Source organism: Nocardia sp. NPDC051990, from assembly GCF_040680755.1.
Taxonomy (GTDB): Bacteria; Actinomycetota; Actinomycetes; order Mycobacteriales; family Mycobacteriaceae; genus Nocardia.
The window spans coordinates 40,385-55,220 of the sequence record NZ_JBFAXH010000007.1 but is presented as its reverse complement, the minus strand read 5'-3'; the positions used below and the strand labels follow the sequence as shown (position 1 = coordinate 55,220).

Annotated in this window: 15 protein-coding genes; 1 reads left to right on the top strand and 14 read right to left on the bottom strand. The window is 65.9% G+C overall.

The genetic code is table 11. The annotated features are described in order from the left end of the window. Nucleotides 1–7 precede the first annotated feature (7 nt). The 12 genes from AB0L63_RS15635 to AB0L63_RS15580 all read right to left on the bottom strand — a co-directional run bounded on the left by AB0L63_RS15635 (nt 8) and on the right by AB0L63_RS15580 (nt 12,849). Nucleotides 8–1,504, bottom strand: coding sequence for an SCO6880 family protein (locus AB0L63_RS15635; RefSeq protein ID WP_364500402.1), 1,497 nt, complete (start codon nt 1,502–1,504; stop codon nt 8–10). After that, the gene (locus AB0L63_RS15630; RefSeq protein WP_364500399.1) at nt 1,501–2,982 is read right to left on the bottom strand and encodes a hypothetical protein; all 1,482 of its coding nucleotides are present in this window, start codon (nt 2,980–2,982) and stop codon (nt 1,501–1,503) included. The genes AB0L63_RS15635 and AB0L63_RS15630 overlap by 4 nt, the downstream gene beginning before the upstream one ends. After that, the gene (locus tag AB0L63_RS15625) at nt 2,976–3,821 is read right to left on the bottom strand and encodes a hypothetical protein (protein ID WP_364500396.1); all 846 of its coding nucleotides are present in this window, start codon (nt 3,819–3,821) and stop codon (nt 2,976–2,978) included. The genes AB0L63_RS15630 and AB0L63_RS15625 overlap by 7 nt, the downstream gene beginning before the upstream one ends. After that, nucleotides 3,818–4,633: a hypothetical protein gene (locus AB0L63_RS15620; RefSeq protein ID WP_364500394.1), complete on the bottom strand. Its 816-nt coding sequence runs from the start codon at nt 4,631–4,633 to the stop codon at nt 3,818–3,820. Before AB0L63_RS15620 ends, AB0L63_RS15625 begins: the two co-directional genes overlap by 4 nt. Next, a complete protein-coding gene (locus tag AB0L63_RS15615) occupies nt 4,630–5,319 on the bottom strand; it encodes a hypothetical protein (protein ID WP_364500392.1) in 690 nt (229 codons plus the stop codon). Before AB0L63_RS15615 ends, AB0L63_RS15620 begins: the two co-directional genes overlap by 4 nt. A gap of 23 nt (nt 5,320–5,342) precedes the next feature. Continuing rightward, nucleotides 5,343–5,603 (bottom strand): hypothetical protein, encoded by a 261-nt coding sequence (locus AB0L63_RS15610; RefSeq protein WP_364501046.1) that lies wholly within the window; start codon nt 5,601–5,603, stop codon nt 5,343–5,345. A 23-nt stretch (nt 5,604–5,626) separates the two neighbouring features. Next, nucleotides 5,627–5,923 (bottom strand): hypothetical protein, encoded by a 297-nt coding sequence (locus AB0L63_RS15605; protein ID WP_063043704.1) that lies wholly within the window; start codon nt 5,921–5,923, stop codon nt 5,627–5,629. Between the two features lie 25 nt (nt 5,924–5,948). Then, a complete protein-coding gene (locus AB0L63_RS15600; RefSeq protein ID WP_364500387.1) occupies nt 5,949–6,590 on the bottom strand; it encodes a DUF6668 family protein in 642 nt (213 codons plus the stop codon). Beyond that, nucleotides 6,587–7,462: a hypothetical protein gene (locus tag AB0L63_RS15595; protein WP_364500384.1), complete on the bottom strand. Its 876-nt coding sequence runs from the start codon at nt 7,460–7,462 to the stop codon at nt 6,587–6,589. Before AB0L63_RS15595 ends, AB0L63_RS15600 begins: the two co-directional genes overlap by 4 nt. A gap of 20 nt (nt 7,463–7,482) precedes the next feature. Continuing rightward, nucleotides 7,483–8,415 carry a hypothetical protein gene (locus tag AB0L63_RS15590; protein WP_364500381.1) on the bottom strand — a complete coding sequence of 311 codons (933 nt, stop codon included), beginning with the start codon at nt 8,413–8,415 and terminating at the stop codon, nt 7,483–7,485. A 51-nt stretch (nt 8,416–8,466) separates the two neighbouring features. Next, a complete protein-coding gene (locus tag AB0L63_RS15585; protein ID WP_364500379.1) occupies nt 8,467–10,065 on the bottom strand; it encodes a cutinase family protein in 1,599 nt (532 codons plus the stop codon). 378 nt (nt 10,066–10,443) lie between these two features. After that, nucleotides 10,444–12,849: a RelA/SpoT family protein gene (locus tag AB0L63_RS15580; RefSeq protein WP_364500377.1), complete on the bottom strand. Its 2,406-nt coding sequence runs from the start codon at nt 12,847–12,849 to the stop codon at nt 10,444–10,446. A gap of 225 nt (nt 12,850–13,074) precedes the next feature. On the opposite strand from AB0L63_RS15580, the gene AB0L63_RS15575 reads away from it, so the two are divergent. Next, nucleotides 13,075–13,407, top strand: coding sequence for a YnfA family protein (locus tag AB0L63_RS15575; RefSeq protein WP_364500375.1), 333 nt, complete (start codon nt 13,075–13,077; stop codon nt 13,405–13,407). Nucleotides 13,408–13,440: 33 nt separating this feature from the next. On the opposite strand, the gene AB0L63_RS15570 is transcribed toward AB0L63_RS15575, so the two are convergent. Both AB0L63_RS15570 and AB0L63_RS15565 read right to left on the bottom strand, forming a co-directional pair. Continuing rightward, complete coding sequence (locus AB0L63_RS15570; RefSeq protein WP_364501043.1) at nt 13,441–14,061, bottom strand: NUDIX hydrolase; 621 nt, start codon at nt 14,059–14,061, stop codon at nt 13,441–13,443. Nucleotides 14,062–14,472: 411 nt separating this feature from the next. Continuing rightward, entirely contained in the window at nt 14,473–14,832 is a 360-nt protein-coding gene (locus AB0L63_RS15565; protein ID WP_364501041.1) for a DUF4345 domain-containing protein, read from the bottom strand. Nucleotides 14,833–14,836 lie beyond the last annotated feature (4 nt).

Below are 14,836 nucleotides of genomic sequence, written 5' to 3'. Positions count from 1 at the left end.
GTATTGCTCACCCCGCCAAGGCTTTCGGAATTGTCGCGTGTTCCGGCAGAATCACCCCACAACCGAGCGAGGCCGCGAAGGCCGCCGCCTGGTAGCGGTAGCACCGCCGGATCTTCAACCGCGCCTGTGTGGACAGGTCGCGGGTAATGGCTTCGATACGCGGCAGATCACCGCGCAGGGGCTCGGTGATGGTCACCAGCGCCCCGAAGCGGGTCACACCGTGACCCCGGGCTTGTTCTTCTCGGGCCTGCTGGGTGGCACCCACCCGCAGGGTCGCGGCCGCCGAGACGACACCGCGTTCGCTCTGCTGGGCCACCAACGCGTTCTTGAAATCGTCGTCGACGATTTCGGCAGCGTCGGCGGCCGAATGCGGTCGGTACACGATGGCGATGCGCTTACGCGGCACTTCGGGATTCGGCGCGAGCAGCCGCTGCAGCACCCGCTCGTCCACCGCGCCCTCGGGTGCGGCATCCATCTCCCAGGTGACCGAGCGGCCACCGTCGTGCACCAGGTGATCCCACTTCTCGTCGTGCGAAACCGGTCCGGCATCGGCCCAATCCAGCCCGTGCCCTTCGGGTTCGCCCGCGGCGACCTCGAGATCGGCCTGCGCGGCCGGATCGTAGCTGCGCCGGATGAACGAGATGACCTCGTCGGCCGACATCGGTTGGGCGCGCACGCCCGCCTCGGCCAGCGCGGCACAGATACCGGGAAGCCTGCGTCCGATCTCGACGGCTTCCTCGGCCGGATTCTTGCGACGCTCCGCGGTAGTCGCCTTGAAGGTGATCGCGACGCGCGGCAGCAGCTGCACCCGCTCCTGCGGTAGCTCGGTGGCGAGTTCGTACATCACCTGCTGCGCCAGCTCCGGCGCCTCCGGGCGGGTAATGGTGGCGACCTCGGTCAGCAGTCGGTTACCGGTCTCGGGCACGGTATCGATCACCGGGACGACGGCGACGATGTCACTGGTCTGGCCGACCGAGGCGAGGAAGGTGCCCCAGGCCGAGACCCAGCGATCGATGACCGGCTGGTCCACCGCCTCGTGCCCCTGTGGCCAGGCCCGCAGAACCACTGTGTACTGGGCGAATTGCGGCAAGTGGATCATGCCGAAGCTGTAGCCACCCGCATCGATGCCCTCGTAGAGCTTGGAGGGCGCGAGCAGACCAGGTAGCCGCGTGACACCGCCCGGAATCCGCGAGAACCGGCCACCGCGATACACATGCTCGCCGCGATTGCGTGAGCGCATCCAGTTGAACATCATCAATCCGTTCTCGTATCCGGAGCGGCCCCCCGTCCGCCACACCAGTGGAACCATCACGACAACGCCGGTGCCGCCCACGATCAGACCCCACTTGAAACCGCCGACCATGGCGCAGATCAGGGCCGTGATCACGACGACGAAGCCGATGACGGTCTCTTCCCAGCGCAGACCGAAAAGGCCTGCGCTGCGCGGCTTTTGCCAGAGCCCGTAGGCGCGGCGCTCGTAGGGATCGCTCGTCGTCATCGTCATCGCGGAATGGTGCTCCTCCCGAGGTCGGGCGAACGGTTCGCCCAGCGGTCGCCCGCCACATCGCCCATGGCTTCATCGGCGCGGCTCAGCGGCGCGGTCGCCGCGCGGGCCACGCCGAGCGCACCCGCCGCCCGCGACGCACCGGACGGTACTCCCGCCCCTCCCTGTGGGACGGAGGCGCGCGGAGGCGCACCCGACGGCGCTCCGCCACCACCGCCACCGCGTGGCGGGGCCGGACGCGGTGCGCCACCGCCACCGCTCGGACCGCCCGCGCCGCCCGGTGGGCGCGGACCGGTGGAGGTGCCACCGACGTAACCCGCCGTCCCCGGCGCGGCGCCCTTGACCGAGACGGCCTTGGTACCCATCGCACCCAAAGCGCCCACCGCGAGCAAGGTTCCACCGGTCGCGGTGAGACCGGAACCACCGCTGCCCACGATCGCGACCGCGGGCGTGACCAAGCGCATCAGCGCGGGCAGTACGAACGCGACACTACACAGCAGCACGATCGCGACCAGCATCCGTTGTGCCTGTTCGCCTTCGGGCAGTCCGCCGGTAGTGGTGAGCGAATCCACATGGCCCGCGGTGGTGAACGCGATCATGTAGACGATGGCGGCCACCGGCTTCCAGAGCATGAACGCGATGATCCAGCCGATCAGCTTCTGATACGACTGCTTGCCGACATTCATCCCGGATGCGGCCGCCGCCAACGGCAGCACACCGGCCGCGATGATCAGCAGACCCTGACGCACAATGGCGAGCACGATCTGCGCCAGCGCACCGAGCAGGCCGACGATCGCGATGATCAGCACCAGACCCGGCGAAAAAGCCTGCAGCTTACTGGTTTTCACCATCAGCTCGGCCAGGTCCTTGGCATTGCCATTGGTCGAGTCGTTGATGATCCACTCGGAGAAGCGATCCGAGGCCTGGGTGCCCGCGACGATGACCGCGCCGAGCATCCAGGAGCTGAAAACCACCCGCGTGAACATGCGGAACGATTCGGCCGCCTCGTTCATAGCGGCGCCGCGTCTGGCCTCGGCCAATCTCGCGCCGGACAATATCACCGAGGCTATGAGCAGCAATATCTGCGCCTGATAGGTGTAGTCGTTGATCTTGACGAACAATGAGCCCGAATCGCTGGCCGCCTCGTTGGGGACCTTCATCCAGAAGGTCAGCGCGAGGATGATGGCCTCACCGAGGCCGTTCATCAACGAATCGACGACCTTGCCGAAGGTCGATTCCCAGGCCTTGTCCTTGATCGCGTTCGCGACGCCGCCCGGGTGCGAGGCGGCATTGCCCGCCTTGCATACCGCCGAAGCAGCATCACCAAGGGATACGCCCGGCAGCCCGACGTTGTCGAGAGTGTCGTGCAGTTCGTTGCACGTATTGTCGAAACCGTATGTCTGGCCGTAGGCCACTGTCGGCGTCGCGATCATCACCGTGAAGATGACCGCGAAAATCGTGACTACACGCCTCACCATTGTGTCCACCCCTCGATGCTTCGCAAGGAATCGATCTGGACTTGCTGTTGTCCGCTCACCGCCGTGAGCTTCCAATCGCCATCGCGCCATATGACTGCCAGGCGCATGCCGACCCATGTTGGTTGGCCATCAGCTGTTTCTCGGGCCTTTCTCGCAAACTGGATGATCGCGGAATCTTCGGTATAGCTCTCGATTCGGAATGCATCCGAAGCGAACAGCAAGGGCCTCAATTTGTCCGGCAGTCGATCCGAGACCTTGCCCTCGGCCACGAGTCGGTCGTAGTCGGCCAGGTATTGCGGGGTGACCGCGACCAGCCGCAGCAGCAGGTCGCGGTCACGGGGGTTGGCATTGGTGCGCCAGTAGATCTGTTCGGCCGCCAGGGCCGCGCCCTGGGGTGTATGCGCGAATCCGACGGCGGCTTTGCCATCGATGCGCGCCGGGCCGTCGGAGGTGGAAAACCGCACCACAGGCCCGCCGAATATCCGCTGCCACACGCCTTGGCCGCTGGCGGGCTGCGGCGCCGCGGACTGCCAGGTCGGCGCGTCCTGCCGCTGCTGCAGCGTCGGATTCTGTTCCAGCGCAATACCGGTGCCGTTATCGGGCACATCCAATCGGCGGCCGAACATATCGGCTTCCGGGTTGCCGAAACCCGACGCTGCAGTGCCGGGCACATTCTCCGAACTCGTACCCGCCTTCGACACGTCGCCGCCAATGGCGTTGTCCCGCATGGCAATCACGGTCACCAGAACCGCGATGACCAGCGCGAGCAACGCGCCGACGCATAGCATGGCAATCGGCGAACGGTTGCGTGCCGGACCGGATCCGGTGCCAGTAGTCACCATTTGGTCCATCCGTTCAGCGACTCGACATATGCGGTCTGCGAGTTGTTGGAGGTGGCAGGTTTGAGCCGCCAGTCCCCCGCATCCCAGATCATCACCAAGCGCAGGGCCGCCCACAGCTGCTTGCCGTCGACCACCGGACCTCGGGTGGCCAGCTGGATGATCGCCAAATCGTCGGCATAGTTCTCGACTTTGAACGCATCCGAGGCGACGAAATACTTGGTCACCTTCTCCGGCTGCTGTTCCGGGAGTTTGTCCTGGGACAGGGCCTTGTCGTAGGCGGCGATCTGCTGGGCCGAGACGCGGACCTGGCGGACATAGAGGTCGCGGTCGGCGGGGCGCGCGTTGAGGCGGTAGGTGATCTGGGCTGCCGCGAGCACTGCGCCCTGCGGGGTGTGCGAATACCCGACGGCCAGACCGTCTTCGAGGCGGGTCGGTCCGTCGGAGGTGGAGAACGGGACCGAGGCGCCGTAGACCCGCTGCCAGCCGTGTGGCGCGGTGGTGCCCTCGGGGGCCGCGGTCAGCCAGTCCCCGTCCGACGGTCTGCGCTGTTTGGTCGGATCCTGTGGAAGCGGTTGTCCGGCAGAGTTTTTCGGAATATCGACGCGCCTGCCGAGAATATCCACGTCGGGGGCCGCAAAGCCCTCACCGCCGGAACTCGCTGCGACAGCGGCCTTGTTGCCACCCGAACCCGAGTCGTCCCGGCTCACGTATACGAAGATGCCGACGATCACGATGAGTACCAGTACGGCAGCGGACGCTATGACACCGAAGGAGACGCGATCGCGCGCGTACGACTCCTTCTCACTCACTTCGGTGCCTCCAATGTCACTATGTCCGTGGGTAATTCATCGACCGCCTCGATGGGCCGGGCAGTCGAGTCGGGATCCGGCAGTCGCAATCTCCAATCGTTGCCGAACCATTCGACCGTGGTGTGGTTCACCGCCGTCGAGTTGTCCGAATATGCGGTATAGACGTCGACGGCGGAGGTTGCATCGGTGTAGCCGGTGATCTTGTACCCGAGCACTCTCGGCGCATACTCGGGCGCGGCCGGACCGGTGATCGAGAGCTGGACCCGGTTGACCGCCCATTCGTCTCTGGCCTTGTTCGGCACCACCCCTTGACGCACGACATCCGCCCATTGACTGTCGGCGGCCACCGACAATCGCACCGTGTGCACGATCGCCGCCAGCGCCGCGCCGATCGGCGAATGCTCGAAACCCGTTGCGGCACCGTCGGATATCCGCTTCGGCCCCTGGTCAGCAGTCGGCAGTGCCACCCCCTGGAACGGCTGCCACCGCACATGCGTCGGCGCGGCCGTCGGGTCCGGGCCGGAATCGCGGTCACCGCCGCCGCACCCGACCGCGGCCAGCAGCAGGGCTGTACCGAACGCTCCAGCGGCGGGCGTGCGGATGCCGCGCAGCCGCGCGCCGAGTTGTTCCCGCGGCTCTGCAGTTTCGCGCGACCTACAAGCAGTCGCCAGCGATGTGGAAATCATCTCAGGCCCGTCCCCATACCGGTTCACGTCGGCAGGAACGCCAACGCGATCCCCGAGGCCGTGCTCGCCACCGCTGCCCCGAGCAGACTCATCAACACGCCGTGCGAGGCGTCGTTCATCGCCAGGTCGCTCCGGAACGCGATCCACAAGCGGCCGGCGGAGACGATCATCCACGCCAGGCACACCAGCAGTACGAACCAGAGCAGCCAGTTCAGCAGCTGCATCAGCGGTTGCAGCACTTCGGCGGGCATCTGCTTGTAGGCAAGCAGTTCCACCGCCGACATTCGCACGGTAGCCATCGTGTACATCAGGTTCCGATGACGGCGTTCATGATGGTGCCCGCGCTCGTCGCGACGACGCCGCCGATCATGGCTCCGGCCACCATCTTCGGCGATTCGAGCCCACCACCGGTCCACTTCTCCCACGCGAACTTGCCACCCGCGTAGGTGATTCCGCAGATACCGGAAAGCAGCACGAACCAGGTCAGGTAGCGGACCAGCTGCAGGATCTTCTCCGAGCCGGGAGGCGCCTCCGGTGTCGGGTTACCGACCTGAGCCAGCACAGTGCCGTACGTGTCATGTACGGCAAGGAGAATCATGCTCATCGGCTGCCTTTCTTGGTAGTGGTGGTCAACGGTGGCCCTCCTCGAAAGATGCGCTGCTGTCCAGGTTTTCGCGCACGACTGCAACAATATCGGCCCCGAGCTCCCGGATCTCGAGCGGAACTTCGTCGAGCGGGTCGATCCTTTTCTTCTTCTGCGGTATCTCGTCGCCCGGGTTCCAGATCGGCAGGCTCTCCGGTTCGACGAGGGTCCATTCCTCGTACCACGGGACCTGCCAGACCTGCCCGGCCAGGGAGCCGACCACATCGCGATAGCGGCGGATTTCGGCGGGCATGCGGCCGGGGCGGGCCGCGACAGTGATCAGTCCGAGGATTTCACTGGAACCGGCGAAACCCGAATGATGTTGGCGCAGAAGGTCATGTGCGCGGGTGAGTCCGGCGATGGTCTCTCGTGCCACCAGGACGACGAAGGGCGATTCGTGATCGAAGACGCCGGGCCAGCGGCGGCCCGCATCCGCCGCGGGCGCGAGCACACGTGCGAGAGTACTGGCTCCGGCACCGCCATGTACGCCGAGCAGCCACCACAGCGGCGCCCGGCCGACGCCGGGTACGGGACGGTCCCAGATGGGCGCGCGACGAGACTCCGGTGGGGCGACCACACCGGCCTGGGCGGCTTCGGACTGACGACGAAGTTTCATGGCGGCCGTCATGATGCCACTCCGGCGAGCAGCCGCCCATAAGCCCGGCGCGTCTCCGGAGCCAGCGATGCGTGGCGAATGAGTTCACCGCGCGCAAGATGCGGATCGTAGGGAATCTCCATGATGTCGCGGACCCAGCCGGAAAGGTGCTCGCGCAAATGGTCGGCAACATGTGCGTCCACACCGGGAAGTTGGTGTGAGACAACAATTGTGGTATCGCCGACGATGCCGCCGCCCTGTCCATCGGCCGAGTCGCCGAACTGGTCGTCGAGCCATTCCAGGGTCACCCGCAGCCGATTCGCGGCATCGGCCCGCGCGGGAATGGCAAGTACCAGAGCGATATCCGAGTCATCCAGCAGAGGCCGCAGCTGCCGTCCGGCAATCGGGTTTCCGCCATCGTAGACAGCGGTGTATCCGGCGTCATAGATCGCACGCGCGACTGTGAGATATGTGGCACGCCGTCGCAGCGGCGCGGCGTCGCGCCACAGCAGTCCGATGCCCGAACTCGCCTGCGACAGACACTCCTTCAATGGCGCCGGTTCATCGTTACCGCGCCCGTACAACCACGATTGCAGGCTGATCGGATGCAGGTGCTCATCGGCCCCGCGCAACGCCAGATCGCTGCCCGCCACCGTGGCGTCCACTGCCACCGCCGAAGTGCCCGTCATGCCGAGTTCACCGGCCAAGCCCAATGCCGTGGTCGTAGTTCCCGCACCACCACAGCCACCGACCACCAGAATCGAACGCTGCGTTGTTTCCGCGGATTCACTTGCACCGCCCTTACGCCGCAGACGCACCACCGGAGCCTTCGAAGGCGTGTGCCGGTCCGACGGATCACCCTCATCGGGCGTCTCATCGAGCCAGCGGCTCCAGTCGTCTCCCATCGCTATCAGCTCTCCCTACTTCATCCGGCCGCGATGCTCGCAATGAGCGTGCGGCCGTCGACCACCGCCGTGGTGACGGTCTGCATGTTGTACGTGGCGGGCGCGCCGCCGGGGCGGTACTCGGTGACCTCGACCGAATACCGGTTGTCGGTAACCGTCTGGATCCGCACGCAATGCGTGGTGCCCAGCGGAATGGTGTCGATGCCGTGCTGAATCACCGTGGCCGACGAGATATTCGAATCCGGTGCGACCACCGCCCGGACCTGCTCGGCGGAGCGTTCCACGTAGTAGGCGTATTGGAACGCCAGGATCGCGGCCGGTCCGGAGTCGGTGCCACCGGGTTCGGCACTGCGCACGATGCGGTCACCACGTTCGGTCGGGCAATCGGCGATGCCACGGGATTGGACACTGCCCGCGGTGAATCGCATCGACGGCACGACCGGAGCGGCGGCGCGATCGCCGGACGAGCGCAGCAGGAACAGCGCGCCCGCGGCGGCCGCGACCAACAGCAGTACGGCCACGACGAGCACCGCGATCACCCGGGCCCGACGCGCGGCCGGATGATCGCGCGCCTCTTGGCGCAGCGCGCGCGTCGCGCGTGCCGACCGTTCGCGCGGTCCCTTGTCGTGGTCGTCCTCCGGCCACGGGAACTGGACAAGTTCACCATCACGCGGACCGGGATACTCGTCGTCGGGGCCGGGGGCACGTCCGGCCACCCAATCCGACCACCCACCGGTGAATTCGCTGCGATGGGAGGCCAGATCGGCAGGCACCTCGTTACGCGTACGCATGTCGTCGGGACCCTCTTCGCGAATGTAGTGCGGATACCGGGGCGCGCCGTCCTCGTCACCGGGTTCCCGCAATCCGGCCTCGTCGTGATGCGGAGTCGCCACTCCTGTCTCCGGCTCCAGTGCGCCGTACCAGCGCGACAGCTGTTTGTACGACTTCAACATTCCCCCATTCCCGCAGCGCGAGGCACGTACATCATCGGACCCTCTCTGCGATCAGTTCGTGGAGAACGGGTAGGTGTTGTTCAGGGTGCCGGGTACCACGGTGGGCGGAGTCGACGTCGCGCCGCCGGATGAGGTGCCATCGGCTCCTGTCCCGAACGGGAATTGTCCCGTACCGGACGAATTCGGCGTAGTCGACGCGCCGGAACTCTCTCCGAGGAATCCGGTGGTCGATTTCGTGCTGCCACCGATAGGCACAGCTCGGCTGCCGAATTCATCGGCCAGATCGTGTGCCACCGCGGCGAACCAGTCGGCGACGAATCGAGTGGGTGCGTCACCGGTTGCAGTGACCGCCACCGTGCTGTAGGCGCCGTGGCGCTGCACGGTATCCCAATACCGCACCCAGGTCATCACATTGAACAGTTCGCTGTTATCGGTGATGTTCTGTACAACCGCGTCGAAGGCCTGGGTGACCAGTCGGGCACCGGTCGTCGGCGGCACCAGCTGCGGAATCGCGCCCAGCAATTTCGTGCCGAACAACAAGATTCCGGAGACCGGATCGGCCAGCCCCGCGGTGGCGAGTTGGCTGATATCGGCCGAATTGATCACCGACTTGACCACCGCAACGACCGCGTTCAATCCGATCATGCCGACCTTCAGCATCGCCTGTAGTGCCGCGGGAATATTCAGCGGCGTACGCGGATCGGCGGCATCGGCCAGGCGCTGTGAAATCGACTTCTTCGGCGAAATCGACAAACTCGCGAGTGAGTTGCCCTGAACGTCCTCGTCGACGACTGTGGTCGCGGTCTTGATGGATGTGTACGCCAACGCCTGGGATATCGACACCAGTGACGCGATCGGATCGCCGCCACTCAGCTTGGACTGGCCCGCGATGGACGCCACCGCCTCGAGGATCGGCGCACCCTCGGGTGCATCGCACGCGAGATCGCCCGCGGCACAGAAACTCGCGACCCGCCCGGTCAGCGCGGCGAAATCGGGGGCCTTGTCGCGTTCCGGTCCGATACCGCCGCCGCTCGGGGGCTCCTGCGGCAGTGCCACGACCGATGCGATCCGATCCCCCGACGTGCCGGGCGCGGCGTCCGGGGTTGCCTTGCCCGGCGAACCGGGAAAGAGCGGCGCACCGGGTTTGCGGGTCGGATCGGCGAACAATGCGACCGCGGCGACCTTGTGGGGTGGGATCACACCGTGGCCCTGACCGACCTCCTGGGCGAACATCGAGGCCACATGCGCGCCTTGCGAATAGCCCACGATCGCGAAGCGGGTCTCGGTGCAGCGGGCGGCGATATCCTGGGCCATCGAGCGCAGCCGGAACAGTCCGCCGGTCACCGACTCCGCATACGACGCGGCACCACCGGCGGTCGCGCCGCCGAAGCCGGATTCGTATGGGACATAGGCACGCTCGACCAGACCGGGATCGGCCTTCGCCAGCATCGGCATGAAGACCGTGGATAGCATGCCGGTATCGGTGGTCGGCGCGGCGTCCGGTGACGATTCGCCGGTGCCCTGAATTCCCAAGGCGTACAGTGCCGGACAGGTTCGGATCGCGATGTTCGTCTTCGGCCCTGCGGAATCGGACGGTTCCGCTGCGGCGGTGCCTGTGATCGCCACAGCAGCGGCGAACGCAGTCAGCATTCCCGAGATCCGTGCCGTGTAGCTCACCATAGCGATCCGCAATCAATTCGTGTTGCCGCAGCTAACCTAACGCCATGAAACGCACTAAACCGTAACAGATTCCAACTCTTACTGCGGCTTCGACGAATAGTTTGCGCGAACCGCCGAGTGGCGCATGGCAGTTCACGGCGTGCCATCCTGGATAACCCGACAAGTTTCCGACGCCGAAGATCGCCCGCAATCCATCGGCGATCTTCGGCGATTCGAATCATCAACCTGGACTTCGCATTCCGGCGAACCCCTGATCCACGCGAGCACGCGACCGCACCAGCAAGCGGCCTACCGGCGTGCGCCGATGCCTCGGACGCCGAGTACGTCCAGTGCGGTTGACGGAGCGATCTAGGTGGCCGAGGTCACCCGATAGACGTCGTAGACGCCCTCCACATTGCGCACCACGTTCAGCAGGTGGCCGAGATGTTTCGGATCGCCCATCTCGAAGGTGAACTTGCTGATCGCGACACGGTCACCGTGCGTGGCAACCGAGGCGGACAGGATATTCACCTTCTCATCGGCGAGCACCTTGGTCACATCCGAGAGCAGCCGGGTGCGGTCGAGCGCCTCGATCTGAATGGCGACCAGGAAGACCGAGGAAGGCGACGGCGCCCACTCCACATCGATGATGCGCTCGGCCTGTTCGCGCAGCGAACCGGCATTGGTGCAGTCGGTGCGGTGCACACTGACCGCGCCGCCGCGGGTCACGAAGCCCATGATCTCGTCACCGGGGACGGGAGTGCAGCACTTGGCGAGTTTGGCCACCGTGCCCGACGCGCCGGGGATCAGCACTCCCGCGTCACCGGTCACGCGCTGCCGGCTCGGCGTCGTCGACGGGGTAGAGCGCTCGGCGAGCTCGTTCTCCACATCACCGATGCCACCGAGCTGCGCCATCAACCGCTGCACGACGTGGTGCGCGGACACCTGATGCTCGCCGACAGCGGTGTAGAGCGTGGAGATATCGGTGTAGTGCAGTTCGTGCGCGACGGCGGTCATCGCGTCCACGCTCATCAGCCGCTGCAGCGGCAGCCCGACGCGCCGGACCTCCTTGGAGATCTGCTCCTTACCGCTTTCCAGTGCCTCTTCGCGGCGTTCCTTGGCGAACCACTGCCGGATCTTGGCCTTGGCACGCGGCGAGACCACGAAGTTCTGCCAGTCGCGACTGGGTCCGGCGTTCTGCGCCTTCGAAGTGAATACCTCGACGACCTCACCATTTTCGAGCTGACGTTCCAGGGCGACCAGCCGGCCGTTGACCCGCGCGCCGATGCAGCGGTGCCCGACCTCGGTGTGCACGGCGTACGCGAAATCGACCGGAGTCGACTTCTGCGGCAACGTGATCACATCACCCTTCGGAGTGAACACGAAAATCTCCGGTGACTTCAGGTCGAAGCGCAACGACTCCAGGAATTCGGCCGGGTCGGCCGCCTCCCGCTGCCAGTCGAGCAGCTGACGCATCCACGCCATATCGTCGACTTCGGTGGAGTCGTTGGAATGCTTGCCGCGGGTCTCCTTGTAGCGCCAGTGCGCGGCGATGCCGAATTCGGCGGTGCGGTGCATGTCCTGGGTGCGGATCTGCACCTCCAGCGGCTTACCGTCGGGGCCGACGACCGTGGTGTGCAGCGACTGGTAGACACCATAGCGCGGCTGGGCGATGTAGTCCTTGAACCGGCCCGCCATCGGCTGCCACAGCGAATGCACCACGCCGACCGCGGCATAGCAGTCCCGCACCTCGTCGCACAGGATGCGGATGCCGACCAGGTCGTGGATATCGTCGAAGTCCTTACCCTTGACGATCATCTTCTGGTAGATCGACCAGTAGTGCTTCGGGCGACCCTCGACGATCGCGTTGATCCGCGACGCCGCAAGCGTATTCACGATCTCCGCCCGCACCCGCGCCAGATACGTATCGCGCGATGGCGCGCGGTCTGCGACCAGGCGCACGATCTCGTCGTACTTCTTCGGGTGCAGGATCGCGAACGCGAGGTCCTCGAGCTCCCATTTGACCGTGGCCATACCGAGGCGATGCGCTAGCGGCGCGATCACCTCGAGGGTTTCCTTGGCTTTCTTCGCCTGCTTCTCCGGCGGCAGGAAGCGCATGGTGCGCATGTTGTGCAGGCGGTCGGCCACCTTGATCACCAGCACACGCGGGTCGCGCGCCATGGCGATGATCATCTTGCGGATGGTCTCGGCCTCCGCGGCGGCACCCAGGTTGACCTTGTCGAGTTTCGTGACGCCGTCGACCAGATGCGCGACCTCGGCGCCGAAGTCCTGGGTCAGCTGCTCGAGCGAATAGCCGGTGTCCTCCACGGTGTCGTGCAGCAGCGCCGCGACCAGTGTGGTGGTGTCCATGCCGAGTTCGGCGAGGATATTGGCCACCGCGAGCGGGTGGGTGATGTAGGGGTCACCGGACTTGCGGAACTGGTGGGCGTGGCGCTCGTCCGCGACGTCGAAGGCGCGCTGCAGCAGCGTGAGATTCGCCTTCGGATACAGCTCGCGGTGCACGCTGGCCAGTGGTTCGAGCACCGGTTTGACCGCAGCGATACCACGCTGGCCGGTCATGCGCCGGGCCAAGCGGGCGCGTACCCGTCGCGAGGCGGAGGTCGGGACCGCGGCCGCGGTGCCTGGCTGACGCACCGGTGTCCTATTGCCGCTCACCTGCGGTTTCGGCGTCGTCACATCCGGGGTGGTCGCACCGTTGGTCTGCGGGGCGCCTGCCGATTGCTCGACATTCGCCTCGCCCAGATGCTGAGTCATGCCACCACCTCTCCACGCCGCGATCGGACCACAGTAGCCGACCGCTGCAACCGCCCAGACCACAACTTTAGTCCGAGCGCAGGTCACCTGCCCGATGCGAGGTTGCCGAGTCGGAAATGCCCCGGTGACGCGGATGAATTGCGGCGCTCGGATCGTCTGCGGCGATAACGAACAGGTATAGAGCGCCGAGAGTCGCACCGCGGACCTCGCGGTACGTTCTACCGCATGACGATCACCCGGTCGCTGCTGCTGTTCGCCCTTGCCGCACTCGCCGAAATCGGCGGTGCCTGGCTGGTCTGGCAGGGCTGGCGAGAACATCGCGGGCTGCTCTGGATCGCGGCTGGCGTACTCGCACTCGGCGCCTACGGCTTCGTCGCCACCTTCCAACCCGACCCGAACTTCGGCCGCATCCTGGCCGCCTACGGTGGCGTCTTCGTGGCGGGCTCCCTCGCCTGGGGCATGATCGTCGACAAATTCCACCCCGACCGCTGGGATTACCTCGGCGCGACCCTCTGCCTGCTCGGCGTTGCCGTCATCATGTACGCTCCACGCGACTGAACAACGGAAAGCATTGGCGCGGTGCGCTATTCGTCAGGGGGCGAAGGCCCAGACAGCGGCGGGGCGGCCGGTGGCTTTGACGCGGCGGCGTTCGGTGGTGCGTTCCAGACCAGGGATGGCCGCCAGGGTACGGTTCAGGTTCGCCGGGTCGGGGCGGGAGCCGAGGACGGAGGAGCTGAGTTCCACCGCGCGGGTCGCCGGGAATTCGTCGCCGGTCAGTGCTCTGGTGAAGGCCATATCCTTCCAGAGCAAACGGGCCAGCAGCCCACGCGCGGCAGCGACGATTCGATTGTGGTCGAAGGCCAATGGGGGCATCGCATCGAACGGAACCCATCGTGCGGCCCCTTCGTGCGGCCCGACCACCGCCCACATGGCAATGGACAGCGTCGGCCCGCGCGGGTCGCGATTCGGTTCGTCGAAGGTCACCAACTGCCCGACCGCCCCGATCGCCGCCTCCGGCACGCCCAATTTGGTGTGCACCGCTCGCCGCGCCGCCGCGGCCAACCGCTCCCCCCGCCCGAGCAGCACCCCCGGTAGCGCCAACTGCCCGGTAAAAGGCTCCAGCTCCCGTGGTGCGATACCCATGGTCACCCCGGCATCGTCGGCCCAGAACCGCAATGCCACCACATCGACCGAAACCACGGATTGCTCCACGCCACCCGATCCTGCCGCACCCCGGTCTGCTCGCACCAACTGACGCGCCGTCGAGCCACCATATCCCATTGCGCAACCGTGCCAGGCGGTAGCGACATCTCGGGCCGGGGTGCGGTGGCACCGGTTCGGGCCGTTGACGGTCAGCACTATCGGGGCACCGAGTTGGTGCAGCCACGGCACCGGGTCGGCTGACACGGCTGTCAGGATCGGGCCGGCAGTGAGGTCCCGTTGCTGGTCGATCTTGCCAACGGTCTGGTCACTGGCTATTGACCTCCTCCGCCACAGCTGAACCAGGGATTCCCGGCCCGTGACGCATGTTCATCTGGCAGTCCCGGTTCTTGGTTGGCGCTACACGGACCGGGTAACGGGTCCAGCCAGCCGCGATGTCGTGGACGCGACGCGACGATCGGCTCAGCAGGCCGACACCAGAGCCGCGCAGGCGACCATCTCGAGAATGCAGTAGAACCAGTTGGGGTAGAAGGCGATTCGGTCATCGAGGACCGCGGATACGATGCGACCGAACGCCATGCCACCCAGTGCGATACCGATGGTGACCATGATTCCGGTGCGCAGGGCTCCGTCGTGGGTTGCCGCGACCGCCAGCATCGCCGCCATCGCGAGACCGAATCCACCATAGACGGCACGGATCTCGTAACGCGCCACGGTTTGCTCGAGGCGAATGCCGAAGGGGCGGGTCAGCGCTGCGGGGGCCGCGAGGGCATACATCCCCATCGCGAAGAAGAACACACCGACAACGGTATCGACCACAATAGCC

What these genes read in the sequence shown, in the direction of transcription:
- AB0L63_RS15635 (WP_364500402.1), bottom strand. Translation starts at nt 1,504, where the DNA reads ATGACGATGACGACGAGCGATCCCTACGAGCGCCGCGCCTACGGGCTC.
- AB0L63_RS15630 (WP_364500399.1), bottom strand. Translation starts at nt 2,982, where the DNA reads ATGGTGAGGCGTGTAGTCACGATTTTCGCGGTCATCTTCACGGTGATG.
- AB0L63_RS15615 (WP_364500392.1), bottom strand. Translation starts at nt 5,319, where the DNA reads ATGATTTCCACATCGCTGGCGACTGCTTGTAGGTCGCGCGAAACTGCA.
- AB0L63_RS15610 (WP_364501046.1), bottom strand. Translation starts at nt 5,603, where the DNA reads ATGTCGGCGGTGGAACTGCTTGCCTACAAGCAGATGCCCGCCGAAGTG.
- AB0L63_RS15605 (WP_063043704.1), bottom strand. Translation starts at nt 5,923, where the DNA reads ATGAGCATGATTCTCCTTGCCGTACATGACACGTACGGCACTGTGCTG.
- AB0L63_RS15600 (WP_364500387.1), bottom strand. Translation starts at nt 6,590, where the DNA reads ATGACGGCCGCCATGAAACTTCGTCGTCAGTCCGAAGCCGCCCAGGCC.
- AB0L63_RS15595 (WP_364500384.1), bottom strand. Translation starts at nt 7,462, where the DNA reads ATGGGAGACGACTGGAGCCGCTGGCTCGATGAGACGCCCGATGAGGGT.
- AB0L63_RS15590 (WP_364500381.1), bottom strand. Translation starts at nt 8,415, where the DNA reads ATGTTGAAGTCGTACAAACAGCTGTCGCGCTGGTACGGCGCACTGGAG.
- AB0L63_RS15585 (WP_364500379.1), bottom strand. Translation starts at nt 10,065, where the DNA reads ATGCTGACTGCGTTCGCCGCTGCTGTGGCGATCACAGGCACCGCCGCA.
- AB0L63_RS15580 (WP_364500377.1), bottom strand. Translation starts at nt 12,849, where the DNA reads ATGACTCAGCATCTGGGCGAGGCGAATGTCGAGCAATCGGCAGGCGCC.
- AB0L63_RS15575 (WP_364500375.1), top strand. Translation starts at nt 13,075, where the DNA reads ATGACGATCACCCGGTCGCTGCTGCTGTTCGCCCTTGCCGCACTCGCC.